We start from the raw sequence: 26,130 nt of genomic DNA on the forward strand, positions 1-26,130 counted from the left end.
TATAGTGGCAGAAGGAATTATACTATTAAGCCATGGTAGCAAATCAGCTCTAGCAAATCAAGAATTACTTACTTTAAGAAGAAAACTGGAAGAGGATTTAGAGCTTAGAGTAAAGGAGGCAAATTTACAGTTTTCAGACCCTGATTTTTGGCAGGCTGTAGAGGAGATGACTAAAGAGAATATTGAAATAATAACGATTATTCCTTTATTTGTATTTGCAGGAAAGCATGTAAAAGTTGATTTACCTAAGTTATTATCAGAGGCTAGGAATAAATACCCTAGACTTACCATTAAAGCAACTAGCCATTTAGCCGATGGAGATAATCTTTTAAAAGATTTAATTAAAGCAAAGTTGAATAATTTTAGTTAAAATAGAGTCTCTTCTTTTACATAGATAGTATATTGTATCTGATAATTTTAGAAAATTAGGGTACCATTAATTGCTTTTGCTTATAATAATAAAATTTTGATAAAATATGTATAGTTCGTAACAATATCGTTAAATTTTAATGATATATTAAAGATGAACTGATGTTGATTTTAGAGTAGACAGATACCCTATCTATCTATTACAGGAAGGGAGGCAATAATTATGCTAAATAAACGTAATATTATTTCTAACTTAGAAAAACTGCATAATACAGTGGGTATTAAGGAGAATCCTGAAGATAAAATAGAGATGAAGTCACCTTATTTAGAAGCATTAAGAAACATTTCTGTTGTTGATTATAAGATTGATGATATTATCGATGAAAGTAATGAGAATTTTTCATCAGAAAGTAAATTAAAAAGTTTCCCAGTAATTAAATTCATTGCTCAGTTTTTAGAAAAAGAACCCCAAAGTTAAATAGAAGTTATTATAGATAAAAGCCCTAGGAAACTAGGGCTTTTTTTATTTATTATTTTTGATTAGCCATTTTATTCTCATAATCTTGAATCATTCTCTTAACCATTTCGCCACCAACAGAGCCACATTCACGAGAAGTTAAATCACCCCAATAGCCAGATTTATAATCATTGGAGATATTAAGACTTTCAGCCACTTCTAACTTAAATTTGTCCATAGCCTGTTTAGCAACGGGATTAAGCAAACGGTTACTGTTATTTCTAACTGACATTGTCTTTTTACCTCCTTTAATTATTAGTATTTTCAAGAGAAGAATGATTTTTATTAGCAGATGATTAATTGAAAGGAATAATTACAACAGATGGGGAGTTTATTATTTTTGATTAGCTATCTTATTCTCATAATCTTGAATCATTCTCTTAACCATCTCACCACCAACAGAGCCACATTCACGAGAAGTTAAATTACCCCAATAGCCAGATTTATAATCATTGGAGATATTAAGACTTTCAGCCACTTCTAATTTAAATTTATCCATAGCCTGCTTAGCAATAGGATTGAGCAATCTATTACTATTGTTTCTGATTGACATTATTTTCACCTCCTTATTTACTTTGTACTACTATTATTTCTTAGAAGTATATAGTTAATTCGAGTTAAGTTTTTCGTAGAATTATTTAATCAGTTAAATCTACCTATAAGATATATCAATGGATAATAATAACTAGTTGAATTTTAATAGATATATGGTTAGTTGCTACAGTAGGATGTTTTATAGAAATTAACAAGTAATTGTTAAAGATATTTTCTCACCATTACTTATTATTACAATATTTATCATTTTGTAATAATTTCATAATTGTTTTTTAATTTTAATAAAGAAATTATTGATTATTATGGCGAATTTTAAGAAAATATTTAGTAATATATAATTTTATTTTCTAAAAAATTGGAAATATTAAAAGATTATTTTCATACTATTTAAACTCAGCCTTTTAGAACTAGATTGTAGGCCAATGTTAGAAAATAAATCAGCTTTTTAGGAATAATTGTTATTTGCTATTGCATTATACACTAAGCTGTTCTATTATTAAATATAGATAATACCAAAGATAGTTATAATTGTTAAATTGGTAAGAATAAAATTTAAGTAAAATTATATTTTATTAGATTGAGCTTGACTAAATTTCGATATAATTAGTATCTGATAATCTTATAAAAGCTATTATTGGGGAATGAGGTATAATTTATGTTAGAATTCTCAAATTTAATCATTAAATTTAAAATTATGATTTTGGCTCTAATGGTTAGTGTATTACTGACTCTTAGCTTGATTTTTGCGTCTAATATATTATCCAATAAGAATTTGAATAGTTTAGTTATTAATATGGGAATAAATGATGTTAAGATGCACTCAAAGTTAATCGGTACTTGGTTAGCAGAGAGAAAGGGGGATTTAGAAACTTACGCCAACACCCATATATTATAAGGACACAAATGGCAGGAAAAGCAGAACTATTTAAAAGAAGAGTTAGCCAAGGAAGTTGAGAATTATTTTTTCTTCTTTATAGCTAATGTGGAGAGAGATTACAGTACTACATGGTCTACTGATGTAAGAAATATTAGTGACCGAGTTTATTTCTCTAAAGTATTTAAAGATAAAATAACTTATATCTCTAATCCAATAATATCAAAATCAACAGGAGAATCTATTATTGTAATAGTAACTCCATTAGCAGCAGTAATAAACTTAAATCAATTTAGTGATGATATCACTAAACTGGGAATCAAGTACTTTGATTCTTATTCTATAATAAATGGTGAAGGTAAGATTGTGGCCCATCCTGATAAAAGAATGATTATTAAAAAGAATATTAATAAAAGTTTTAATCTTATCAGTGAAAAATTAGTATCTCTTGCTTCTAAAATTAAAAATAGTAATTCTGGTATGCTAAAATATAGGCAGAAGATGAAAATAGATACCTATTTTACCATAATATTAGAGAAACTGATGATTGGAAATTGGTTACATCAGTGTTGATAACTTTAAAACTATTAATGATAGTTTTGGTCATTATGAAGATTTATATGTTTCTGTCAATATTGCCCCTCAAGAGTTCCAAAGCCCTGATTTTGTAGATAAGGTAAAAGAGATTTTATTAGAGACTGAAATTGAGCCAAAGTCTTTGGAATTAGAGATAACTGAAAGAGCAACTATGGAAAATATCAGTTATACTATTGATGTATTAAAGGAATTAAAGAACTTAGGAGTTAAGATAGCTATTGATGATTTTAGTATTAGTTATTCTTTGTTGAGTTATTTAAAAGAATTTGCTATTCATACTTTAAAGGTTGATCAATCATTTATTAGGGAATTAACTTTAGATGATATTGATAATAAGAATGCTGCAATTGCTGAAACGATCATTACCATAGGTTATAATTTGGACTTAAAGGTTACTGCAGAAGGTGTAGAAAGAAGAGAGCAATTAGAATTTTTAAAGGCTAGGGGCTGTGACACACTCCAAGGGTATTATTTTAGTAGGACTGTAGATAAAGATAGTGCTATTAAATTATTATAAAAAGACCCTCTTTCTAAATTTAAAAAGAGGGTCTTTGAAGTTTGATAATTTTGTTTATCCCCCTAAAGTTATATCTTGATTATCATACCAGTTAAGGGCATCATAAAAGTGTTGAGCTTTAAAATCTGGCCAATAATTATCAACAATATAAAAGTCTGAGTAGACTGATTGTGCTGGTAAGAATCCGCTTAACCTACGCCGATTTCCCCAGCGAATTATTAAGTCAATTCTAGATATATCTTTAGATTTTAAAGAGCTGATTATTCCCTTTTTAGAATTTTCTTTTATACTCTTTTCATTTAAACCACTTAAATCCCAGTGCCATCCATAATTAACTAAGATATTAACCTTCATTCCACCTTTTCCAAAATTTATTCTTTTAGTATAAGGCAATAGTTCCTGAGGAAACATATTAGAGTCTGTATTCCCTAAAACCAATAAAGAACAGTCTTCTTTAGTCATTAATTTAACTGATTCAATACAAGCTTTAGTAAAGGCTTGAGTCTGTTCCGAACGGCGTTTAGTATTATCCATAGTAAAACCGTAATATGTCAATTCTTTTACTCCTACCTCTTGGCATAGTTTAAAGATTTCTAATCCTGGAGCAAGCCCATATGTATATCCATCCTTTTTAGATAAACCTTGATTTACAGCCCATCGTCTATTGCCGTCAGGTATAATACCGATATGATTTGGAATTCTCATTAATCTCCCTCCTTGAAAAAATAATATTAATACTATTCTTTCATTAATTAGGCAAACTATTCTTTAAAAGTTAAATTTTAAAGAGATAGCTTTAAATTATAGTCATTCAACTTTAGAATATATTATAAAAATAGCTCACTATAGACTACTCAATGTATTAAATTTATTATATAATAAATTATTTAAGTAGCTAAAAGGATAAAATTTCTTTTTTTTTATCTATTTTTTTGTTATAATAAGTTGTGGTTAGATTTGATTTTATCAGATTTTTTTATTAACATGCAGGATATTTTAAATATCCAGAGAAATTTTTTAAGAAGAATAAAGTTTCTGCAATTATATTTAATAATTATTTAGCAACTGGGAATAATACAAACATGACAAGGTGATTTTGTATTATTGGGAAGGGGAAACAGTGATGGAAGTAATTTTAGCACAGAATGCAGGTTTTTGTTTTGGAGTTAATCGTGCAATGGATTTAGCTCTAGAAATTGGAACAAAAAATAAGAATTCAGTATACACTTTAGGTCCTTTAATACATAATCCACAAGCAGTCAAAAAATTAAAATCTGTAGGTATCGAGGTAGAAAATGATGTAGATAAAATATCTGAAGGAACAGTAATTATCCGTTCCCATGGGGTTCCTCCTAAGGTACTTGCAGAAGCTGAAGAAAAAGGTTTAAATGTTGTTAATGCAACCTGTCCTTTTGTGAAACGTGCCCAAGAGAAGGCCAAGGAATTAATGGATAATGGATATGATGTTATTATCAGTGGAGATAAGGATCACCCTGAAGTTATTGCTATTTGGGGCTATACAGATAATCAAGCAATTATTATTGAGGATGAATCTGATTTTGATAAATTAGATAAACTAAAGAAAGTAGGAGTTGTAGCGCAAACAACTCAATCATTAGAGAATTTACAGAAATTGACTAATTATCTATTGCGCCATGTAGCAGAGTTGAAGGTCTATAATACAATCTGTACAACCACAGGAGAGCGACAAAATGAGGCTGCAGAACTATCTAAACAAGTAGATTTAATGATAGTGATAGGTGGTTATAATAGTGCTAATACCAATCGTTTAGCTGAAATCTGTTCTGAAAATGGGGCAATAACATATCATATTGAAAGAGCAGATGAGTTGAAGTTGGATTGGTTTAAAAATATAAAAAAAGTAGGTATTACTGCTGGGGCATCAACCCCCAACTGGATAATTAAGGAGGTTTTAATGATTATGTCTGAAATCAAAGAGCCAAGAGAAGAGAATTTAGAAGCTAAGATACTAACTAAAGGTGAAATTGTTAGTGGTCAAGTAGAACAAGTAACAGAAGAAGGTGCTTATGTAAATGTAGGTACTAAAACTGAAGGTTTTATCCCTGCAAATGAAGTAAGTAATGTAGGTAAGCCTGCTACAGAAGTACTTACTATAGGGGATGAAGTGGAGGTATTTGTTTTAAACCCTGAAGATGAAGAGGGTAAAGCTATCTTATCTAAAAGAAGAGCAGATAGCCAAAAAGCATGGGAAAAGATCGAAGCCGCTTATGAAAGTGGTGAGATTATAGAAGCAGAAGTAAGTAAAGAGGTAAAAGGTGGTTTAGTTGCTGATATTGGATTAAGAGGGTTTATTCCTGCTTCCCATATTGCTATCGAATATGTAGAAGATTTGAGCCAATTTGTAGGTCAAACCTTCAAATTAAAGGTTATTGAAGTTGAAAAAGAGAACAATAATATTGTTCTTTCACGTAAAGTTGTATTAGAAGAAGAGCTAGCAGAGAAGAAGAAGGAATTATTTGCTTCTTTAGAAGAGGGTCAAGAGGTTGAAGGTACTGTAACTAAGCTTGTAGATTTTGGAGCCTTTGTTGATTTAGGTGGAGCAGAAGGTCTTTTACATATTTCTGAAATTTCTTGGGGAAGAATTGATCATCCATCTGATGTTTTAGAAGAAGGTCAAAGTATCAAGGTTAAAGTTTTAGGTGTTAATGCTGAAGAAGGTAGAATCTCTTTAGGTTTAAAACAGATTCAACCTGATCCATGGGAGGAATTTATTTCAGAGTATAAAGTTGGAGATGTAGTTGAAGGCAAGATTACTAAAACTGTAGACTTTGGAGCATTTATGGAGATTAAGCCAGGTGTTGAAGGTTTAATTCATATCTCCCAATTATCCCATAAACATATTCCAACAGTAGAGGATGCTGTAAGTGTAGGAGAGAAAGTAGAAGCTAAAGTTATAAATATTGAAGAAGATGATAGAAGAGTAGGGTTAAGTATTAAAGAATTAACGCCTGCTCCTGAGCCTAAAGCAAAACCTAAAAAAGAAACAGCATCTAAACCACAATTTAGTACTGATAATGACGAAGGTTCTGGGGTTAAATTAGGTGATGTATTTGGTGACCTATTTGAAAATTAATTTAATATAACTGATTAAAAAGCCTTGTTTGCAATTAAGCAGATAAGGTTTTTTTAATTTAAAATTATAGGATAATGACGGTTAAAATGGTATGGATTAATGGGTATATGCGATATTTTTTAGATAAGTGTGAGTGAATACTCTTTTATTACGGAGTGTTTTTGATTTGGGCTCTGCTATGAAAGGGGTGATCTATGACCCCAAAGGTAAAATCTTTAGGTGAGAGAATCTTAGTGACAAGTGACTTACTCTAACAATAAACTGTTGTAATATCTTTCTATAGTCTTAAATTTAAAACCTAAACTAATCTCATATCCCTACTTATTGAGCATAAACTTAGAGTAGGGAGGGGAGACGTATGCTAAATAAAATTTGGTTTACTATGATTTGTATTGGTATAATTATAGCTGCTATTAATGGCAGAATGGAAGAGGTTTCTGTGGCTATTTTAGAGAGTGCAGAAGATAGTGTAATGATAGTAGTTAAGTTAATTGGTCCTATGGCATTATGGCTAGGGGTAATGAAGGTAGCTGAAAAGGCTCAATTAACTAAGGTTTTAGCAAATTTATTTAAACCTTTAGCTAAGATATTATTTCCAGAAGTACCTAAAGACCACCCTGCTTTAGCATCGATAATGATGAATTTAAGTGCTAATTTTTTAGGCTTAGGAAATTCTGCAACCCCACTGGGAATTAAAGCGATGCAGGAATTACAGCAATTGAATAGTGGTAAAAGATCAGCTTCTAATGCTATGTGTACTTTTTTGGTTATTAATACGTCAAGTGTTACTCTGCTTCCTACTACGATTCTTGCTTTAAGGATAGGAGCAGGTTCTGCTCAGCCAACAGAAATTATAGGTACAACTATCTTTGCTACTTTCTGCTCAACAGTAGTGGGACTAATCGCCAATAGAATTTTAATCAAAATAAGTGGGTTGAGAGAAATATGATTAATTTTATAAATCACTTCTCCCAATGGGCTATTCCTCTAATAATATTTTCAATCTTAATTTCTGCTTTTATCAAGAAAGTTAAGGTCTATGAGGTTTTTACAGATGGTGCTGTAGAGGGGATAGCAGTAGGAGTTAAAATCTTGCCTTATTTGCTAGCGATGTTAATGGCAATTTCTATCTTTAGAGCTTCTGGAGCTTTAGATATTATATTGAATCTGTTATCTAAGCCTTTAAGTACATTTGGGATTCCAAAGGAAGTAATCCCTTTAGCCTTAATTAGACCACTTTCTGGAACAGGTTCTTTGGGAGTTGTTACCGATTTAATTAATCAATATGGTCCAGATTCATTTATTGGAAGGTTAGCCTCAACTATGCAAGGTAGTACAGAAACCACTTTTTATGTAGCAGCGGTATATTTTGGTGCTATCGGTATTAAGAATAGTCGTCATGCAATCCTAGCTGGCTTGGTTGCTGACTTGGCAGGATTTTTGGCAGCTGTATTTATTTGTCGATTAGTCTTTGGATAAAAAGAGGATTTTTAACTATTAATATTGAATAAGTTATTATGAAATAATATAATGAATAGATGATTATTAATTAAGCTATAATTAGAACTATAAAGATTAAATTATACTAATTAATATAAGCTGATATGATAGGAGAGAGAATTGATGGAAGGAAGATATGTAGACTTACATTTGCATACAACAGCATCTGATGGAAGTTATACCCCTACAGAGCTTGTTAATAAGGCAAGGGATTTAGGCTTTAGTGCTATTGCTATCACAGACCATGATACTGTAGGTGGTATTGAAGAAGGGCTAAAGGTTGCTAAAGAATTAGGAATTGAGCTAATCCCTGGAATTGAAATGAATACAGATTATGAGAATACAGAAATTCACATCTTAGGTTATTATCTTGACTATCAAAACGAGAAATTTTTAAATATATTAGCTGATTTAAAGGAAGCTAGATATAATAGAATTAGGAAGATTGTTACCAAACTCAATAATTTGGGTTTGGAGATAGATTTTGATGAGGTTAGTCAGCTGGCTGATGGCGGTGCTTTAGGTCGCCCTCATATTGCTCAAATTATGTTAAATAAGGGATATGTTAAGAAGTGGAGTCAAGCTTTTGATCAATATATTGCAAAAGGTGCTCCAGCTTATGTAGAGAGAAAGAAGATAACTCCTAAGGAAGCTATTGAAATCATTAAGAAAGCAGGAGGGATTCCGGTTATTGCACATCCTGCCTTAATGGAAAGGGATGACTTATTAGAGAATTTATTAGAATGGGGGATTGAAGGGATAGAGGTTTATCATACTGAGCATGATCGAGTTGATAGTCAAAGATATTTAGAGTATGCTAAGGATAATAACTTATTAATAACAGGCGGTTCAGATTGTCATGGGCCAGAACGTAAAGGGGAAATCCTAATTGGTAAGATTAAAGCTCCTTATGAATTAGTTAATGGTTTGAAGGAAGCTAGATAAGGGTTAAAGGTAGTTAAAGTAGAATTAAAGTGAAGTCTATAGTGGGTTTATGTTGTTTTACTGTTACTAGGCAATTGTTATTTCTATCCAACTTAAATTAAATTTTAAGGTTGAGTAACTATACTTTAGAATGTCGATAAAACTCAAAAATATGGTCTTATAAAAGATCATATTTCTCCTAATTTTATCGACAAATTGAAAGATAATATACTATGAACAATTTACGAACCATTAAGGGGAATTTTATTTTGTAAATAACTGATATTAGTAATAATTAATTTGCTGATAAAAAGGAAGTAATGTCTAAGTGTTATATATTGATACCATAATTGAATTTTATAAAATATAAAGGATTATAAGGAGGACAAATTATGTTGGAGATTTTGAAACAAGGTGGGGTTACAATCATACCTTTATTGTTCTGTTCAGTAGTGAGTTTAGCTGTCACTTTAGAGCGATTAATTTATTTAAAGAAGGCTAAAGCTAATAACTTTAAATTGATTGAGACAGTAAGACTAAAGTTGACTAAAGGGAAGATTGGTGAAGTAAAAGGGATTGCAATGAATGCAAAAGGACCAGTAGCAGGAATTTTAGAAGAAGGTATTAAGTATTATGGTCAAAGTAAGAAAGAATTAAGAAGTAACTTAGAATTAATTGGGCAGAATGAGATTAAGAAATTGGAAAAGAGATTGGGAGTATTAGATTTAATTGCAACAATATCTCCATTACTAGGATTATTAGGTACAGTATTGGGGATTATTGATAGCTTTAATATTTTAGCTGGTGCCCAAGGGATGGCAACACCAGCTGCTTTAAGTTCTGGTATCTCTGAAGCCTTAATCAGTACAGCAGTAGGGTTAGTTGTTGCTATTCCTACTATGTTAGTCTATACTTATCTGTTAGGCTTAGTACAGGATAGAATTGAGGATATCAATTACTGGTTTGTAGATTTAGTTGAAGCGTTAAGTCAAGGTGATAATAATGTTCAAATCTAATTTAAAGAAGAGACCTAACATTCAAATCTTACCAATGATTGATGTTATCTTCTTTTTGCTAGTCTTCTTTATGCTTTTTACAACTTTTAAGACTACTCCAACAGGATTGGAGATTAATCTGCCTAAAGCTAAAACCGTTACTCAGCAGAATGAAGATATCAAATTAACCTTAAATATCGCTGAAAATGGTCAAATTTATTTAGATGGAGATCTTATTGATAGTAAGGCTTTGGAATTTGAAGTATCTAAAATCATCAAAAAATCACCTGATGCTATCTTCATTATCAAAGCTGATAAAGAGGTAAGATATGAGAAAATTATTAATGTAATGGATACAGTTCGTAATGTTGGTGGTTATAGATTAGCATTGGCAGCCAATAAAGAGAAATTGGATTAGGTGATAATTATGGCATATAAGAAGAAACGACAAGGAGAATTTTCTAGGTTCTTTATTATCTCGCTTATTATTCATGGGATTCTCTTGTACATGTTTTCTTTTATTAATCTAGGGGTTCAACCTACTTTCCAAAGTGATCCTATCAATTATACTAGTCAGTTAGACCTACTCTATTTAGAAGATGGAATTGCTAAAAGTCGAGAATTAGTTGAACATTATCAAGAGGATAGTAAGTCAAAAAAGAAGGAACCAATAGAAGAGGTTAAGCAGGAGAAAGAGGATAAACTCCCTCAAATAGAAGAAGCTAATGAAGATGTAGCAGAGATCAAAGATCCAAAAGAAGAGCTAATAGAAGAAAAACCCAAATTAAAAGAGGTAGCCCAGGCAGAAAAGACTGCTGAAGAAAGGATCATCATAGAAGAGCAGATAGAGGCAGGTAGTGAAGAAAAGGTTGAAGGAGTAAGTCTAGATAAAGATAATGAAGTTATAGTAGAAGATAAAGTTGAGGAAGATGTAATAGAAGAGCACGTAGAAGTAGTAACTCAAGAGGTTAAAGAAGAAGTTGAAGAGGTAATAACTAGCCAATCAAGTACTGAAGAGATTAAGGTTGCCCAAAAAAAAGTTGAAGAGAAAGAGAAAGCTCCAGTTAAGCAGGAAGAAGCAGAGGCAATTACAGAGCAGAAGGTTGTTGAAAATAAAGAGGGTAAAGAAGAGAAGGCAGAGGTCAAGGAAGAAGTTAAAGAAGTACCACCACCTCCACCACCTGCACCTAAAGATATGATTCTTAGTAATGTAATTCCTCGATATCCTAAGAATGCTTCTAATACAGGAATTGAAGGGGATGTTAAGTTATTAGTTAAGGTTAAGGCTAGTGGAGAGATTGATCAAGTAGAAATTATCGAATCCTCTGAATATGAGCAATTAGATAATCAAGCTAAGAGAACAGTACAGTATGGCTGGAAATTTAAGGCTGATAAATCCAATTATGAAGTAATATTAATGGTTCATTTCCGTTATATTGACCATCAAAATCAAGTTGATGTTGAGTATCTGGGTTTATCCTTTGATCAGAAATGAGGTGTTAGAGGATGAAGAAAAAATTAGGGATAATTTTAATACTACTATTAGCGGTAATATCCTCTAAAGTTAGTGCTAATGTAGATCAATATGGTAATTTACAGTTAAAGAATGACTATATTTCTGTGATTGTCAACCAAAATGAATTCAATAAAGGTAGATTTGCTGTTGATATTACAGGAGGAGATCCAATTAGAAGTGGTGATGATGGTAAGCCATTACTTTATGGTCACCCTCACCCTTGGACATCTTATACTACCTTTAGAATAGATGATAAAAACTATATCTTTGGTGGTAAGACTGATAAAAGGGCCGGTCGTAGTGGGGAGTATGGAGAGTTAATTCAAGGGCCTACCCTTGATAATAATAAGATTATTACTAAGTATAAATTTAATAAGATAGTTGTTAGTCAAATTTTAAACTTTGTTAAGAGTAGTACTACAGGATTGCCTGATACATTACAGATAACATATCGGGTTACAAATGAAGATGATGTAGAGCACCAAATAGGTACAAGGATTATGATTGATACCATGTTAGGTGAGAATGATGGTGCTCCTTTTAGGATTACTAATCAAGCAGTCACTAGTGATAGTCTATTCTTAAAAGATGAGGTGCCAACCTTCTGGCAGGCCTTTGATGAATTAAGAGATCCAAAGGTGACTGCACAGGGAACGATTAAAGGTGCTGGGGTGACTACCCCTGATGAGGTTTATTTTGCTGATTGGGGAAGTCTAGCAGATGGTCCTTGGGATTTTGATTTTAAATCTGGAGAAGAATTCTTACGCAAAGGTGAGTTTGAGCTAGATAGTGCTATGGCATTATTCTGGCAAGAAAGTACTATTAAAGCAGGAGAAACTAAGACCTATGTAACAAATTATGGTTTAGGGGGTATTACCATTGTACCTGGACTATTATCTTTAGGGGTTACTTCACCTGCACAGGTAGTGATGGATAAACCTAATAAGACTGTAGAGATTGTGGCTTATATCCAGAATACTGCCGAAATTACAGTAAAGGATGTAAAGGTTGAGTTAGTACTTCCAGAGAACTTAGAACCTATAGATAACTATAAGACCAAAGAGTTAGGTGATTTAAGTCCAGGACAGACTGCTCAGGTGATGTGGGAAGTTCGTCCTAAAAGGTTATTACAGCAACAGGTAGAGTATACAGTCAAGGCAACTGCCAAGAATACTGATGATAACCAAGTAAGTAGAGGGCTAAAATTTGTTGGACCACCTAAGTTATCCTTGCAGTTAACTGCACCTAAAAGGATGGAGGCTAAGGATGATTCCTTAGTAAAGGATAGCTTCTATATTAAAGGAAAGATATCAAATTATGGAGCATCAACAGCTTATGGAATAGAGAGTACTTTGGCTTTACCACCAGGATTAACCTTGAGTAAAGGTGATAAAGAAGAGAAGTTTATAGGATTCTTAGAGCCTAATGAAAGTATCGAATTATCATGGAAGGTTAAGCCTTTAATTTTAGTTGATGGGAAGTTACCTTATTCAGTAGAGCTAAGTAGTAGTAATGCTCTTAATGAAATATCTAAAAATAGTATCCTAATTCCAAAATTGGACCCTAAGGTAAAGATAGAGGTTTTGCCTAAAAAGGGTGGTTATCAAGTTGGTGATTATCTGACTGCTCAAATAAGATTGAAGAATATATCAGACTTCTATGGCTTAAAGACTAATATTAGTTACAATAATAAGGTATTAGAAGCCATTTATGTCTCACGAGGAAATCTTTTTATCGATAATGGCAAGTTATTGAGCTGGAATCTACCTATAGTTTCTCAACAGGAGGGATTGATTAAAGGAATTTCTGCTTCCTTGGATGGTGAACAGGATATAGAAGATGGTTTAGTAGCCAATCTCCATTTTAAGATTAAGTCTTTAGGAAGTTTTGATTTATCTTTTGAAGACTTCCTTGCTTATGATATGAATAATAATCAATTAAAATTGGAGATGGTTAATAATCTACTTAATATTAGGAGGAATTAGTATGAACGTACGGAATAGCTTTATTAACTTTATGCTCGTCTTTATTTTTGTGGCTACTGCAGCACTTCCAGCTTTAGCTAGCACTAAAATTGATGATATCTCAAGTAGCCATTGGGCTTATAAGAGTGTAAAGAAGCTTGTAGAGAAGGGGTATATGTCTTTGTATGAAGACAATAAATTTAAAGGTGAGAATAAGGTTAGCCGTTATGAACTTGCTAAGGTTATTGCTAAGATTTTAAATAATATCGAACAAGGGCAAGTGGTACCAGAAAAAGGCGATGTGCTGACATTAAAGAACTTAGCCTCAGAGTTTCGTTCTGAGCTAGTAGAGGTTATCAGTCAGAATGAGGATTTAAAGGGAGAAGTTAAAGAGCTTGATAAAGAGCAGAAGATTCTTAAAGAAGATATAGTCAACACAAATTATAGAATCAATCAACTGCAACAAGAAGTAGTGAAGATATTGGCTGATTTAAAAGAAGAAGGTTCAAGAATTGATGAATTAGAAGAGAAGATTGGTTCATTGGAGATAGAGAATCAAATGTTAAAGGAGCAATTAACTAAGTTAGAAGAGGGATCAGGAAGTCAAGCAGAGATTGAAGGTTTAAAGAGAAGATTTTATTGGTTAACTGGTGGCTGGTTAATCTCTGTATTATTATTGATGAGCAACTAAAAGGTGGGGGACAGAATGGAGAGAAAGAGTAGAATTATTTCAATAATTGCATTTACTTTAGTGTTTCTATTAATAAGTCCCTGCTTTACTTCTCTTTTTGCTCCTCTCTCATATCAGGCTTATGCAGCAGAGATTCAAAGAGAAGATGCTTATAAGGGTTTAGCTTTTACAGTAGTTTTAATCTATATTTTTAATAGAGTTTTTGGTGATGATAAAGATGTAGCAAGGTCAAATTGGAATATAAGTAGAGAGCCTATGGATTATACTGATGATGAGTTGACTTGGTTAGCAAGAGCAGTTCATGCTGAAGCTAGAGGAGAGCCTTTTGAGGGGCAAGTAGCTGTAGCGTCAGTTATTCTCAATCGAGTAAGGAGTACTAAATTCCCTAATACAATTTATAGTGTAATCCATCAGAAGAACCAATTTAGTTCAGTGGATGATGGACAGATATATCTGCCACCTAATGAATCATCATATAATGCTGCTATAGAAGCTTTTAGAGGTAATGATCCAACAGATGGTGCTCTTTACTTCTATAATCCCAAGACTGCTAATCCTATCGGAAGAGCTTGGTTAGAAACTAGAGAAAAGACGGTTCAGATTGGTAATCATGTCTTTGCTAGATAGAATTAAATATTGGTTTTAAAATAAGTCTCGGAAACTCCGAGACTTATTTTTCTTTAAAGGAGGAATTTTAGGAATATATAATTTGAAATTAGGTATTATGGGTATATTACGGCATTTTTTGAGTTGATAGGGATAGTTAATAGTTAGGGCTTTTAAAGTGAAAAGAATTATTGTTTGAACGAAGCAAAAATTGAACTAAAAATTTAGATTTTAATCAAATTTTGAATAAAGAACTTAAGCAATGATAATATTTAATAGTTTGATTGCTGAGTGAGTTTTAATTCTTTTCTAGACTTTTGGTGACTTTTGCGGTAATGGCAAAAGTCACTCGGGAAAAAAGCTGGTAAGCTTTCCCGAAAGATATTTTAATAATTTTGTTAACTTTTAAAAAGTAAAAGTGTCGCAATATCTATAAAGACACATTTCAATTTCCCGTTAGAATCATAAAGATATACAAATCTGATAATAGAATCTATAAATAAAGGTAAAAATAAATTAAAGTAGAATTAATTTCTAAACAGCGACTTTAAGTTGATTAGATGAGTTATTAAGATTAATTAATTTTCATAAAATCTTATTGACACTTAGGGAGATATATGTTATATTTTAATAAATCACCACTTTAACGTAATAAAGTAATTAAGGAGGGGTTCTCTTGACATTGATTAAATTACAGAGACCAGAAGGAACTAGAGATTATTTACCAGAAGTAGCAGAGAAGAAGAGGTATATAGAGGATAAATTACATAATCTATTTAAAGGTTGGGGTTATGAGGAGATTATTACACCTACCTTTGAGTTTTATGATATATTATCAGCAGGAACAGAGGGCTTACAGACCAAAATGTATAATTTCTTTGATCGTAAAGGTCAAATTCTAGCTTTAAGACCTGAGATGACTGCCTCGATTGCAAGGGTAGCAGCAACTAAATTAAAGGACAGTCCTTTACCTTTACGTTTATCTTATCAGAGCAATGTCTTCCGTTATACTAGTCCACGAGCAGGGCAATATCGAGAGTTCTATCAAGCTGGCGTAGAATTATTAGGAATAACAAGTCCGATGGGTGATGCTGAAGTAATTGCCATGGCAGCAAAAGCCTTTGAGGAATCAGGGTTGAAAAATTTTAAGATAGATATCGGTGATGTAGATTACTTTACTGGGATTATGAAAGCCGCTAAATTGGAGGAAGAGGAACAGATTGCAATTCGTCAAGCCTTATCTCAGAGAAATGTAGTGGAATTAGAGAAATTATTAACTGAAACTGAATTGACTGAAAAGCAGAAGGAAGCAATCTTATCAGTTCAAGAGTTACGTGGTAGGGTAGAGGTTATTGAAAAGGCTAAAGATTTAGTAGATAATCAAGAATCCTTAGAGTCATTGATTAATTTAGAGGAAGTATATCGTAACTTAGAACTTTTAGGTGTTAGTGAATATATCTGTATAGATCTTAGTGTTGTTCGTAACTTCAACTACTATACGGGAATCGTCTTTGAAGGATATACTAAGGATTTAGGTTATACTATCTGTGGTGGAGGTCGTTATGATAGGTTAGTAAGTAAGTTTGGCTATTCAGTACCTGCTACTGGATTTGCGATAGGTATTGATAGGTTATTGCTGTCCTTAGAAAAGCAAGATTATAATTTCCCTCTTATTAAAGATAAAATTTTGGTCTTGATAGATCCAGCTTATAAAGAAGAGGGCTTTGCTTTGGCAGAAGAGCTAAGAGGGAAGGATAAGCAGGTAGAGATTGAGATATTTAATAGAGAATTAGAAGATGTTATAGAGTATATAGATAGTAAAGGTTTAGAATTAAAGGTGGTAGGAGAAGAGTTAGAGGCTAAGGTTAAGACTTTAGTAGGTGGAAAGGAGTAGAGGTATGAATAAATTAACTATTGCTTTACCAAAAGGGAGATTATTCAAATCTGTGGTTAAGATTTTACAGGAAGCTGGAATTATAAATCGAGACCTTGATGATGATTCACGGAAGCTGGTTCTGACTGACAAAGATAATAATATTGATATAATCTTATCCAAAGCTGTAGATGTACAGACCTATGTTGAAAATGGAGTAGCTGATATTGGGGTAGCAGGAAAGGATGTTCTTTTAGAAGCAGGGGCAAAGATCTGTGAGGTATTGGATTTAGGTTTGGGTTACTGTAGATTGGTTGTGGCTCTGCCTAAAGATAAAGGTATTACTAACTTAAGTCAATTACCACCTACAGGGAGAGTGGCTACTAAGTATGTCAATGTAGCACAGCGATACTTTGATAAGAATGGAATTCAGATAGAGGTAGTTAAATTGAATGGTTCTATAGAGTTAGCACCTATTATAGGTCTTTCAGATATGATAGTCGATATAACTTCTACTGGAACTACTTTGAAGGAGAATAATCTGATCGAAATTGCTGAAATAGCTGAATCCTCGGCACGATTAATTGTTAATCAAGTAAGTTATAAATCAGAGTATAGTAGGATCAGGGATATAATTGAAAAGGTTAGAACAGTAATTAGTGGATAGGAAAGATTCCTTTGGGTATTTTTCCATCACTAAGGGTTAGTAGAACTTGAAGGAGAGTTAAGAAGTTGATTCTTTACTAATTTATTACTCACTAAATTAATAAGGAGGATTAAAGATGTTAAAGATATTAAAGACTACTGAAGCAGGGATAGAAACAGAGTTAAATAAAGTTTTAAACCGTTCATCCTTCGATAATGAAGCTCAAGTAGAGGCTGTACAGGAAATCTGGGATAATGTCAAAGCTAGAGGTGATGAAGCTATCTTTGAATATACAGCCCGTTTTGACCAGGTAGATTTAAAGGATAAAGGATTAGAGGTACAGCCAGAGGAGATTGAAGAGGCTTATAAAGAAATTGATGATGAATTCTTAAAGGCAATTAGAGTATCGATAAAAAATGTAAGTGAATTTCACAGTAAACAGCTACAAGAAAGCTGGATGGATGTTAAAGAGGATGGTGTTATCTTAGGGCAGAAGTTTGAACCTTTGGAGAAGGTAGGAATCTATGTCCCAGGAGGTAGTGCTCCTTTGGTATCTTCTGTAGTGATGAATGGTGCTCCAGCCAAGGTGGCAGGGGTTAAGGAGATAATTATGGTAACTCCCCCTTCTAAAGATGGAGGTATTAACCCGTATACCCTAGTAACAGCAGCTGAAGTTGGAGTAGATAAGATTTATAAAGTTGGTGGTGCTCAAGCGGTAGTAGGTTTGGCTTTAGGTACTGAGACTATGACTAAGGTTGATAAGATAGTAGGACCAGGTAATATCTATGTTACTTTAGCTAAGAAGATGGCCTTTGGATATGTAGATATTGATATGTTAGCAGGACCAAGTGAGGTCTTAGTATTGGCAGATGAGAGTGCTAATCCTCGTTTTGTAGCAGCTGATCTATTATCACAAGCAGAGCATGACCCGATGGCTTCAAGTATCTTAGTAACTACTTCATTACAACTAGCTAAAAAGGTTAATCTAGAGTTAGAGAAGCAGTTAGTAGAGCTATCTCGTCAGGATATCTGTAAAGAGTCTTTAGAGAATTATGGAGCTATCTTAGTAGCTCAAAACTTAGATGAAGCAATTGATTTGACCAATCGTTTTGCTCCAGAGCATTTAGAGGTTAAGGTTGATGAACCTTTTGCTATCTTAGGTAAGTTAAAGAATGCTGGAGCAATCTTTATGGGAGAGTATGCTGCAGAGCCAATTGGTGATTATATAGCAGGACCTAATCATGTCCTACCAACTGGAGGATCAGCTAGATTCTACTCTCCGCTGAATATAGATGACTTTAGAAAGAAATCAAGTATTATCTTTTATACTAAAGCAGGGCTAGAGAAGGTTAAAGATGATGCTGTTAGAATAGCTGAGGTAGAAGGGCTCGATGCTCATGCTAATAGTATTAAGGTAAGATTTGAAGAGGAGGTTTAAGATGCGTCAAGCAGATATAAATCGTCAGACCAGTGAAACAGAGATCTCTTTAAAGATAAATTTGGATGGTAGTGGAAATTCTAATATTGATACTCCTGTCCCTTTTCTAAATCATATGCTAGATCTATTTACTAGACATGGGCTTTTTGATTTGGAATTAGAGGCTAAGGGTGATGTAGAGATAGATGACCACCATACTGTAGAGGATATTGGAATTGTACTAGGTCAGGCTATCAAAGAAGCTATTGGAGATAAAGTAGGAATCAACCGTTATGGAAGCGAGTTTGTTCCAATGGATGATGCTCTAGTTCATATAGCATTAGATTTAAGTGGAAGATATTATTTGAATTGTGAGATAGATGGGCTAAAGGATAAGGTAGGGGAGTTTGATACAGAGCTAGTAGAAGAGTTCTTTAGAGCAGTAGCCTTTAATTTAGGTCTTAATTTACATATTAGAAAGTTAGCAGGTTATAATACCCATCATATTATTGAAGGTATTTTTAAAGCCTTTGGAAGGTCATTATCTAAGGCTGTGGCTATTAATGATAGGATTACGGGGATAATGTCAACTAAGGGAAAACTTGAATAAATTGACAGTGTACAGTTTACAATGTACGTTAAGTTCAAAATTGTTTAAGATCGTATGGGGTTTTTTAGTCTTTTAAATGTTTTAACTGTACTCTGTCAATTGTTAACTGTGAATTGAATAAGTGAGGTGATAAAATGATTAAAATCATAGATTACGGGATGGGTAATTTAAGGAGTGTACAAAAGAGCTTTGAGAAGGTTGGTTATCAAGCGGAGATAACTAATAAGAAAGAGGAGATACTAAATGCAGATGGAGTTGTTCTTCCAGGAGTAGGTGCTTTTAAGGATGCTATGGAGAACATTCAGAAATTAGATTTGATAGATACTATCCACCAAGTGGTTAAGGAAGGTAAACCTTTTTTAGGAATCTGCTTAGGGTTTCAACTCCTATTTAGTGAAAGTACAGAATTTGGTTATACTAAAGGTTTAGATATTATCTCTGGTTCAGTTAAGAAGTTTCCTGATAATTTAGGGCTTAAGATTCCTCATATGGGTTGGAACCAATTGAATCTTAAACAAGATAATCAAATCTATGATGGATTAACTGATGGAGAATTCCAATACTTTGTTCATTCTTATTATGTTGAAACAGAGGATAAAGATGTAATTGGTGCAACAACTGATTATGGGATTGAGTTTGTCTCAAGTATTGTTAAGGATAATGTCTATGGTGCTCAATTCCATCCAGAGAAGAGTAGTGATAAGGGATTACAGGTTCTTAAGAATTTTGGAAAGATAGTAGAAATGGAGGAAGAATAGATGGAAGTTATACCAGCAATAGATATTCGTAATGGAAATTGTGTCCGTTTATATAAAGGTGATTTTGAACAAGAGACTGTCTATGGTGATCCAATTGAGATGGCTAGATTATGGGCAAGTAAAGGGGCTAGCCGTTTACATATCGTTGATTTAGATGGTGCTTTAGATGGTAAGCCTACTAATTTGGAGTTAATCTCTAAAATCGTTAAAGAGGTGGAGGTTCCAGTACAGGTCGGTGGTGGAATCAGAACTATGGAGATTATCAAGAGTTACTTATCAGTTGGAGTAGATAGAGTAATTATTGGAACAGCAGCGATTGAGAATCCTAAGTTGGTTGTAGAAGGGATCAAGGAGTTTGGTGCCGCTAGAATTGTAGTAGGTATCGATGCTAAGAATAATTATGTAGCTACTGAAGGGTGGCTAGAGACTTCTGATACTACTGTAATTGATTTGGGTAAAGCAATGAAAGCTAGAGGTGTAGAGTGGGTTGTTTATACTGATATCAGTAAAGATGGGACTTTAACAGGTCCGAATATAGAGAGTACTCAAACTTTGGCTAAAGAGACAGGCTTAAAGGTGATTGCCTCTGGAGGGGTATCTAAACTAGAGGATATTAAGAATTTAAAGATGATAGAAGAGGATGGAGTAGTAGGAGTGATTACAGGAAAAGCAATCTATACCGATAGTTTAGATTTAGAAGAAGCAATTAAGATTAGTAACGAGTAACGGGTGAAGAGTGACGATTAAAAAGAATAAAGAACAAAGAATTTAACTTGTTACCTGTTACTCTCTCACCTGTCACTGTACTTAAGAAAGGAGTGATTTTATGTTAGCAAAGCGGATTATTCCCTGCCTTGATGTAGATAAGGGAAGGGTAGTTAAAGGGGTTAATTTTGTTGATATTCGTGATGCAGGAGATCCTGTAGAGTTGGCTGCTTTTTATGATAGGGAAGGTGCTGATGAGTTAGTCTTTTTAGATATTACAGCATCTAGCGATAAGCGTAAGACGATGGTTGATGTAGTTAAACGGACTGCTGAGAAGGTGTTTATTCCCTTTACTATCGGTGGAGGAATTAGAACAACTGAAGATATGAGAGAGTTATTAAAGGCTGGAGCAGATAAGATATCAATCAATTCAGCAGCAGTGAAGAATCCCGAGTTGATTAGAGATGGTGCTCAAAAGTTTGGAAGCCAATGTATAGTTGTAGCTATAGATGCAAAGCGTAAAGGTGATTCTTGGGAAGTCTTTGTTCATGGGGGAAGAACAGCAACAAGTATTGATGTAATTGATTGGGCTAAGCAAATAGAAGAATTAGGTGGAGGAGAGATTCTCTTAACCAGTATGGATGGAGATGGTACTAAAGATGGTTATGATAATGAGCTAAATAAAGCAGTATCAGAGGCTGTAAATATTCCTGTTATCGCATCAGGAGGAGCAGGAAATTTAGAGCATATTAAAGAGGCGTTTACTCTAGGAAAAGCAGATGCAGCACTGGCAGCATCTATCTTCCACTTTAAGGAGTACACAATCGAAGAGACAAAGAAATACTTAAAGAAAGAGGGGGTTAATGTTCGATGTCTATCAAGAATTTAAAGTTTGATGAAAAGGGGTTGATACCTGCTATCATTCAAGATGCAGCTACAAAAGAGGTCTTAATGATGGCTTATATGAATGAGGAGTCTTTGAAGAATACAATTAGAACAGGGAGAACCTGTTTTTGGAGTAGAAGTCGTCAAGAACTATGGTGGAAAGGAGAGACTTCAGGGCATATTCAAGAGGTTGTAGAGATAGATTATGATTGTGATGGTGATACCTTACTATTAAAGGTTAATCAGACTGGCGGAGCTTGCCATACAGGTCATAAATCTTGTTTCTATCGTGGAATTAAGCGGGAGAAAGATGTGGAGAAGGTATTTGACCCTAAAGAGGTTTATAAGAAATCTTTAGATGCTGATATATTAGATGAATTATATGAGGTTATTAAAGATAGAAAAGAAAATCCAGAGGAAGGCTCTTATACTTCATCATTATATAAAAAGGGTGAGAATGCCTTCTTAAAGAAGATAGGAGAAGAGGCTACAGAGGTTGTAATGGCTGCTAAAGAGAATGACCAAGGTGAGATTATTTATGAGGTAGCCGATTTACTATATCACTTGATGGTGATGATGGTTTATTATGGTGTTGATTTAAAGGAGATATATCAAGAGTTAGAGGGTAGAAGATAGGAAAAATTCGGTCGGGAATTTTTCCATCACGAAGAGTTGAAAGAACTCGAAGGGGAAGAATTTAGAGTAAGCAGAATATTTAATTTATAATTCAGAGTATCTGGTTATAGATAGATATATAGGAGAAATTCGGTCGGGAATTTTTCCATCACGAAGAGTTCAAAGAACTCGAAGGGGAAGAATTTAGAATAAGCAGAATATTTAATTTATAATTCAGAGTATTTGGTTATAGATAGATATATATAGGAAAAATTCGGTCGGGAATTTTTCCCTTATGAGTTTCAAGAAACTCTCCGTGATTATAAAGTTTCTCAAAAACATCAAACTTTATTTCTCTGTACAAAGAGTGAAGAGTTCGAAAGAAATTGTAGAGAGAAATCTTTGAGTTATAGGTTATAATTTAGTAGAAAATCAACTAGAATATTTCAAAAGCTGTCTATTTAAGATGGCTTTTCTTTTATTTTAGACTATAAAAATACATATTTCCTTAAGATTATTGATAAATTTTATTTTTTGGATAAATTTTTAATTAACTAAGGAGGAATTACTAGATGAAATCACGAATTATTAAGTTAAAAGAATCTTTAAAAAGGTATTTATAAAGGTATTCAATAAAGATAGCGGATACAAGAAAGGATATAAAAGAAGAAATAAATTATATAAAATAGATTTTTATTTTATGAAAGGAGGATACATTATGTCAAATGAAACAGGGCAAATTATTGTTTTTGATATAGGAGAAGAGAAGTTTGGTGTTAAGATTACTGAGGTACATGAGATTATCCGTATGAAGAAGATAACTGAGCTTCCAATCAATTCGCCTTATATAGCTGGAATTATTAATTTACGAGGAGATATTATTTCAGTTATTGACCTAAGAAAGAGGTTTGGAATAGATAATATAGTTGAAGATGACAATACTAGAATCATTGTTGTAGAGTTTGAAGGTCAAAATGTAGGGCTAATTGTAGATGCTGTATCTGAGGTGCTACATATTGATGAGAGTAAGGTAGATGTTCCACCTAAGAGTATGGCTGGAATCAAGAATGATTATATTAGAGGGATAATTAAAGTAGGAGAGGATATAGTCATCTTGTTAGAATTAGGTAATTTATTAAAATCAAAAGAAAAGATTGAATTGGATAAGGAATCATAATAGTGGATTTAATTAGGAAGGGGGAGTTTAATTATGGATATGAGTGATTTTCAAGAATTATATGCTAGTGAATCTAGAGAACATCTTGATCTTTTAAATGATGCACTCTTGACTTTAGAGAATAACCCTGATGATATGGAAATGATAAATGAAGCTTTTAGGGCAGCCCATACCTTAAAAGGTATGGCAGGAACTATGGGTTTTGATAATGTTAGTGAATTAGCTCATGCTATGGAAAATGTTATGGATTTAATTAGAGATGAGACTTTAGCTGTTAATACTGAGGTTATCAATATACTCTTTAAAGCAGTAGATATGTTAGAGTTATTAAGTAATAGTCCTGAAGAGACTACTGGATTACATGCTTTGATCAATGAATTAAAGGCATATTCCCAAGGTGATAGAACAGCAGATACTCAAAATAAGAGTATAGCTAACGTTAGCCATGATAGTAAATTTAATTTGACCCAAGAAGAGATAGAGATGACCCAAAATGCTCAAGGGCATCCCATGACTATTAGAGTTAAATTAGAAGAAGATTGTGTCTTCAAATCATTAAGGGCAGATATGGTCTTAGATGCTTTAGAAGAGCATGGGGAATTGATTAAAGCAAATCCTAAGATAGAGAAGATTAAAAATGAGGAGTTTGAGACTACCTTCTATATTCTATTCTCAACTAAAGATGATAAGGATGTAATTTATGATGCCTTAAATAGTGTCTCTGAGGTTGAAAAGGTAGAAATTACCCTTATTGAAGATATAACTCAATTATTAGTAACAGAAGACAATCAGGTTGAAGCAGAAGATACTATTGTTAGTGAAGATGATGAAGAGAAGAAGCCAAAAGCAACTACGTTATCCAAGCGCTTAAAATCCAATAATACAATTAGGGTAGATGTAGAACGATTGGATGCTTTAATGAATTTAGTTGCAGAGTTGGTTATTAAGAGAACTCAGGTAGAGTCTGTTGGTAGAAGTTATAATTTAGACGAATTGAACAAAAAGTTGAAGCCATTAAGTAAGGTAACTACTGAATTACAAAATGCAGTAATGGAGATGAGAATGGTTCCAATTAGTTTAGTATTTAACCGATTCCCTAGGTTGGTTAGAGACTTATCCCAAGAATTAGATAAGAATATCAACTTAGTGATTGAAGGTGAAGATACAGAATTAGATAGAACTATTATCGATGAAATTGGAGATCCTCTAGTTCATATGATTCGTAATTCTATAGATCATGGTATTGAAAGTCCAGCAGAAAGAGAAAAGTTTGGAAAAGATCCAATTGGTTTAGTTAGATTGTCTGCTTTCCATGAAGGAAATAATGTTGTAATTCAGATTCAAGATGATGGACATGGAATTGATCCTAAGTTTATTGGAAATAAGGCAGTAGAGAAAGGTGTTATTTCTCAATCTGAATTAGAAACTATGAGTAATAATGATATAATTAAATTAATTTTTGCTCCAGGGTTTAGTACTGCAGCTAAAGTAAGTGATGTTTCAGGTCGTGGAGTAGGAATGGATGTTGTAAAGAATAAGATAGAATCATTAAGTGGTTCTGTTGATATTACTTCAGAAGTTGGTAAAGGTTCTGTCTTTACTATTAAATTACCATTGACATTATCTATTATTCAAGGTTTCTTGACTAAAGTAGCAAATCAAGATTATGTAATCCCATTAGAATCGATTCAAGAGATTGTAGATGTCAATCTAGATGAGATTCAAACTATTAGAAAAGAGAAAGTTATTCACCGTAGAGGATCTGTAATTCCATTAATCTCTTTACGCAATAAGTTGAATAAACCAACATTAGAAGAGAAAAGAGATGAAATTCCTACAGTTATTGTTGAAGTAGGAGATGAAAATTATGGTTTAATGGTTGACTCTATTATTGGACAACAAGAGGTAGTAATTAAGAGGATTAATGATTTATCAGAGAATCTGCAAAAGATTGCTGGTGGAGCTATTCTAGGTGATGGTAGTATTGCCTTAATTATTAATGTAGAGGAAATTACAACTGGTTAGGAGGGGAACTATCTTGTCGAAATCTGTATTAATTGTTGATGATGCACAATTTATGCGTACAATGTTAGGAAAATTAATTGAAGAGAATGGTTATGAGGTAGCTGGAGAAGCTATTAATGGTGAAGAAGCTATACAGAAATATATGGATTTATCCCCAGATTTGGTGACAATGGATATTACTATGCCTAAGATGGATGGTGTTGAAGCTACTAAACAGATTCTTGCCTTCAATCCTGAAGCTAAAGTAATCATGTGTAGTGCTATGGGGCAAAAGCCAATGGTAGTGGAGTCCTTAAAAGCAGGGGCAAAGGACTTTATAGTAAAACCTATTAAACCAAATAAAGTAAAGGATGCCTTAAAGAATATCCTAGGTTAAAACTATTTATGAATTAGCGAAGGTTTCTTTAGAATTTGTAGTAATGACTTTATATTAAAACTAATCAAGCCAAATAGAGTAAAGGATGTTTAAAATTACTCTAGGCTAATATATGTTTAGTTACAGAGTGCTTTTAGAACTTTAATTTCAGAGAAGTTTTAGGATAGATATAATATATTATTTAAAAGTTTAGGAAAGACTTTATATTGTATATTATAGGGAAAAATTAGCAAGAAGTTAATTTAATAGAAAAATAATCTGACTAAATTGGCTATACAATTAAATTTTCTCTATATTTTAAAG

At 33.0% G+C, this 26,130-nt stretch carries 29 protein-coding genes; 26 read left to right on the top strand and 3 right to left on the bottom strand.

What is annotated here, in order from left to right; all coding sequences use genetic code 11:
- Positions 1-4: 4 nt before the first annotated feature.
- Together U472_RS09055 and U472_RS09060 are read left to right on the top strand one after the other, a co-directional pair.
- Positions 5-370 carry a sirohydrochlorin chelatase gene (locus U472_RS09055; RefSeq protein WP_068717687.1) on the top strand — a complete coding sequence of 122 codons (366 nt, stop codon included), beginning with the start codon at positions 5-7 and terminating at the stop codon, positions 368-370.
- Between the two features lie 222 nt (positions 371-592).
- Positions 593-847, top strand: a complete 255-nt coding sequence (locus U472_RS09060) for a hypothetical protein (RefSeq protein WP_068717689.1) — start codon at positions 593-595, stop codon at positions 845-847.
- 52 nt (positions 848-899) lie between these two features.
- Here the strand turns inward: U472_RS09060 and U472_RS09065 are convergent, their stop codons facing one another.
- Complete coding sequence (locus U472_RS09065) at positions 900-1,118, bottom strand: alpha/beta-type small acid-soluble spore protein (RefSeq protein ID WP_068717691.1); 219 nt, start codon at positions 1,116-1,118, stop codon at positions 900-902.
- Positions 1,119-1,220: 102 nt separating this feature from the next.
- Positions 1,221-1,439, bottom strand: coding sequence for an alpha/beta-type small acid-soluble spore protein (locus U472_RS09070; protein ID WP_083189837.1), 219 nt, complete (start codon positions 1,437-1,439; stop codon positions 1,221-1,223).
- Positions 1,440-2,096: 657 nt separating this feature from the next.
- On the opposite strand from U472_RS09070, the gene U472_RS09075 reads away from it, so the two are divergent.
- The 3 genes from U472_RS09075 to U472_RS09085 all read left to right on the top strand — a co-directional run bounded on the left by U472_RS09075 (position 2,097) and on the right by U472_RS09085 (position 3,429).
- On the top strand, positions 2,097-2,336 hold the full coding sequence (locus U472_RS09075) for a hypothetical protein (protein WP_068717693.1): 240 nt from the start codon (positions 2,097-2,099) through the stop codon (positions 2,334-2,336).
- Between the two features lie 87 nt (positions 2,337-2,423).
- Positions 2,424-2,888: a PDC sensor domain-containing protein gene (locus U472_RS09080; RefSeq protein WP_068717695.1), complete on the top strand. Its 465-nt coding sequence runs from the start codon at positions 2,424-2,426 to the stop codon at positions 2,886-2,888.
- Positions 2,863-3,429, top strand: a complete 567-nt coding sequence (locus tag U472_RS09085) for an EAL domain-containing protein (RefSeq protein ID WP_068717697.1) — start codon at positions 2,863-2,865, stop codon at positions 3,427-3,429. Before U472_RS09080 ends, U472_RS09085 begins: the two co-directional genes overlap by 26 nt.
- 54 nt (positions 3,430-3,483) lie before the next feature.
- Here the strand turns inward: U472_RS09085 and U472_RS09090 are convergent, their stop codons facing one another.
- Complete coding sequence (locus U472_RS09090; RefSeq protein ID WP_068717699.1) at positions 3,484-4,134, bottom strand: undecaprenyl diphosphate synthase family protein; 651 nt, start codon at positions 4,132-4,134, stop codon at positions 3,484-3,486.
- Between the two features lie 418 nt (positions 4,135-4,552).
- Here U472_RS09090 and U472_RS09095 point away from each other — a divergent pair, with 418 nt between their 5' ends.
- From U472_RS09095 to U472_RS09195, 21 genes are all read left to right on the top strand, one after another.
- Positions 4,553-6,544 (top strand): bifunctional 4-hydroxy-3-methylbut-2-enyl diphosphate reductase/30S ribosomal protein S1, encoded by a 1,992-nt coding sequence (locus U472_RS09095; RefSeq protein WP_068717701.1) that lies wholly within the window; start codon positions 4,553-4,555, stop codon positions 6,542-6,544.
- 358 nt (positions 6,545-6,902) lie between these two features.
- Positions 6,903-7,493: a nucleoside recognition domain-containing protein gene (locus U472_RS09100; protein WP_068717703.1), complete on the top strand. Its 591-nt coding sequence runs from the start codon at positions 6,903-6,905 to the stop codon at positions 7,491-7,493.
- Complete coding sequence (locus U472_RS09105; protein ID WP_068717705.1) at positions 7,490-8,023, top strand: spore maturation protein; 534 nt, start codon at positions 7,490-7,492, stop codon at positions 8,021-8,023. The genes U472_RS09100 and U472_RS09105 overlap by 4 nt, the downstream gene beginning before the upstream one ends.
- Before the next feature lie 144 nt (positions 8,024-8,167).
- Positions 8,168-8,989: a PHP domain-containing protein gene (locus tag U472_RS09110; protein ID WP_068717707.1), complete on the top strand. Its 822-nt coding sequence runs from the start codon at positions 8,168-8,170 to the stop codon at positions 8,987-8,989.
- A 371-nt stretch (positions 8,990-9,360) separates the two neighbouring features.
- Positions 9,361-9,984, top strand: coding sequence for a MotA/TolQ/ExbB proton channel family protein (locus U472_RS09115; protein WP_068717709.1), 624 nt, complete (start codon positions 9,361-9,363; stop codon positions 9,982-9,984).
- Positions 9,971-10,381 (top strand): ExbD/TolR family protein, encoded by a 411-nt coding sequence (locus U472_RS09120; RefSeq protein WP_068717711.1) that lies wholly within the window; start codon positions 9,971-9,973, stop codon positions 10,379-10,381. Before U472_RS09115 ends, U472_RS09120 begins: the two co-directional genes overlap by 14 nt.
- 9 nt (positions 10,382-10,390) lie before the next feature.
- A complete protein-coding gene (locus U472_RS09125) occupies positions 10,391-11,458 on the top strand; it encodes an energy transducer TonB (protein WP_068717713.1) in 1,068 nt (355 codons plus the stop codon).
- A gap of 11 nt (positions 11,459-11,469) precedes the next feature.
- Positions 11,470-13,464 (top strand): cohesin domain-containing protein, encoded by a 1,995-nt coding sequence (locus U472_RS09130; protein ID WP_068717715.1) that lies wholly within the window; start codon positions 11,470-11,472, stop codon positions 13,462-13,464.
- 1 nt (position 13,465) lies between these two features.
- Positions 13,466-14,134 carry an S-layer homology domain-containing protein gene (locus U472_RS09135; RefSeq protein WP_068717717.1) on the top strand — a complete coding sequence of 223 codons (669 nt, stop codon included), beginning with the start codon at positions 13,466-13,468 and terminating at the stop codon, positions 14,132-14,134.
- 15 nt (positions 14,135-14,149) lie between these two features.
- Complete coding sequence (locus tag U472_RS09140; RefSeq protein WP_068717719.1) at positions 14,150-14,761, top strand: cell wall hydrolase; 612 nt, start codon at positions 14,150-14,152, stop codon at positions 14,759-14,761.
- A gap of 655 nt (positions 14,762-15,416) precedes the next feature.
- Positions 15,417-16,634, top strand: a complete 1,218-nt coding sequence (hisZ, locus tag U472_RS09145) for an ATP phosphoribosyltransferase regulatory subunit (protein WP_245684782.1) — start codon at positions 15,417-15,419, stop codon at positions 16,632-16,634.
- Between the two features lie 4 nt (positions 16,635-16,638).
- Positions 16,639-17,280: an ATP phosphoribosyltransferase gene (gene hisG, locus U472_RS09150; protein ID WP_068717721.1), complete on the top strand. Its 642-nt coding sequence runs from the start codon at positions 16,639-16,641 to the stop codon at positions 17,278-17,280.
- Positions 17,281-17,395: 115 nt separating this feature from the next.
- Positions 17,396-18,697 (top strand): histidinol dehydrogenase, encoded by a 1,302-nt coding sequence (gene hisD, locus U472_RS09155; RefSeq protein ID WP_068717723.1) that lies wholly within the window; start codon positions 17,396-17,398, stop codon positions 18,695-18,697.
- Position 18,698: 1 nt separating this feature from the next.
- Complete coding sequence (hisB, locus tag U472_RS09160; RefSeq protein ID WP_068717725.1) at positions 18,699-19,286, top strand: imidazoleglycerol-phosphate dehydratase HisB; 588 nt, start codon at positions 18,699-18,701, stop codon at positions 19,284-19,286.
- Positions 19,287-19,420: 134 nt separating this feature from the next.
- Positions 19,421-20,044 carry an imidazole glycerol phosphate synthase subunit HisH gene (hisH, locus tag U472_RS09165; RefSeq protein WP_068717727.1) on the top strand — a complete coding sequence of 208 codons (624 nt, stop codon included), beginning with the start codon at positions 19,421-19,423 and terminating at the stop codon, positions 20,042-20,044.
- Positions 20,045-20,770, top strand: coding sequence for a 1-(5-phosphoribosyl)-5-[(5-phosphoribosylamino)methylideneamino]imidazole-4-carboxamide isomerase (hisA, locus tag U472_RS09170; protein ID WP_068717729.1), 726 nt, complete (start codon positions 20,045-20,047; stop codon positions 20,768-20,770).
- A gap of 100 nt (positions 20,771-20,870) precedes the next feature.
- On the top strand, positions 20,871-21,638 hold the full coding sequence (gene hisF / locus U472_RS09175) for an imidazole glycerol phosphate synthase subunit HisF (protein ID WP_068717731.1): 768 nt from the start codon (positions 20,871-20,873) through the stop codon (positions 21,636-21,638).
- A complete protein-coding gene (gene hisIE, locus U472_RS09180) occupies positions 21,620-22,270 on the top strand; it encodes a bifunctional phosphoribosyl-AMP cyclohydrolase/phosphoribosyl-ATP diphosphatase HisIE (protein ID WP_068717734.1) in 651 nt (216 codons plus the stop codon). Before hisF ends, hisIE begins: the two co-directional genes overlap by 19 nt.
- Before the next feature lie 697 nt (positions 22,271-22,967).
- A complete protein-coding gene (locus U472_RS09185) occupies positions 22,968-23,426 on the top strand; it encodes a chemotaxis protein CheW (protein WP_083189838.1) in 459 nt (152 codons plus the stop codon).
- Positions 23,427-23,459: 33 nt separating this feature from the next.
- The gene (locus tag U472_RS09190; protein WP_083189839.1) at positions 23,460-25,451 is read left to right on the top strand and encodes a chemotaxis protein CheA; all 1,992 of its coding nucleotides are present in this window, start codon (positions 23,460-23,462) and stop codon (positions 25,449-25,451) included.
- Positions 25,452-25,464: 13 nt separating this feature from the next.
- A complete protein-coding gene (locus U472_RS09195) occupies positions 25,465-25,827 on the top strand; it encodes a response regulator (RefSeq protein ID WP_068717740.1) in 363 nt (120 codons plus the stop codon).
- The last annotated feature ends 303 nt before the right edge of the window (positions 25,828-26,130 follow it).

Source organism: Orenia metallireducens (assembly GCF_001693735.1).
Lineage (GTDB): Bacteria > Bacillota > Halanaerobiia > Halobacteroidales > Halobacteroidaceae > Orenia > Orenia metallireducens.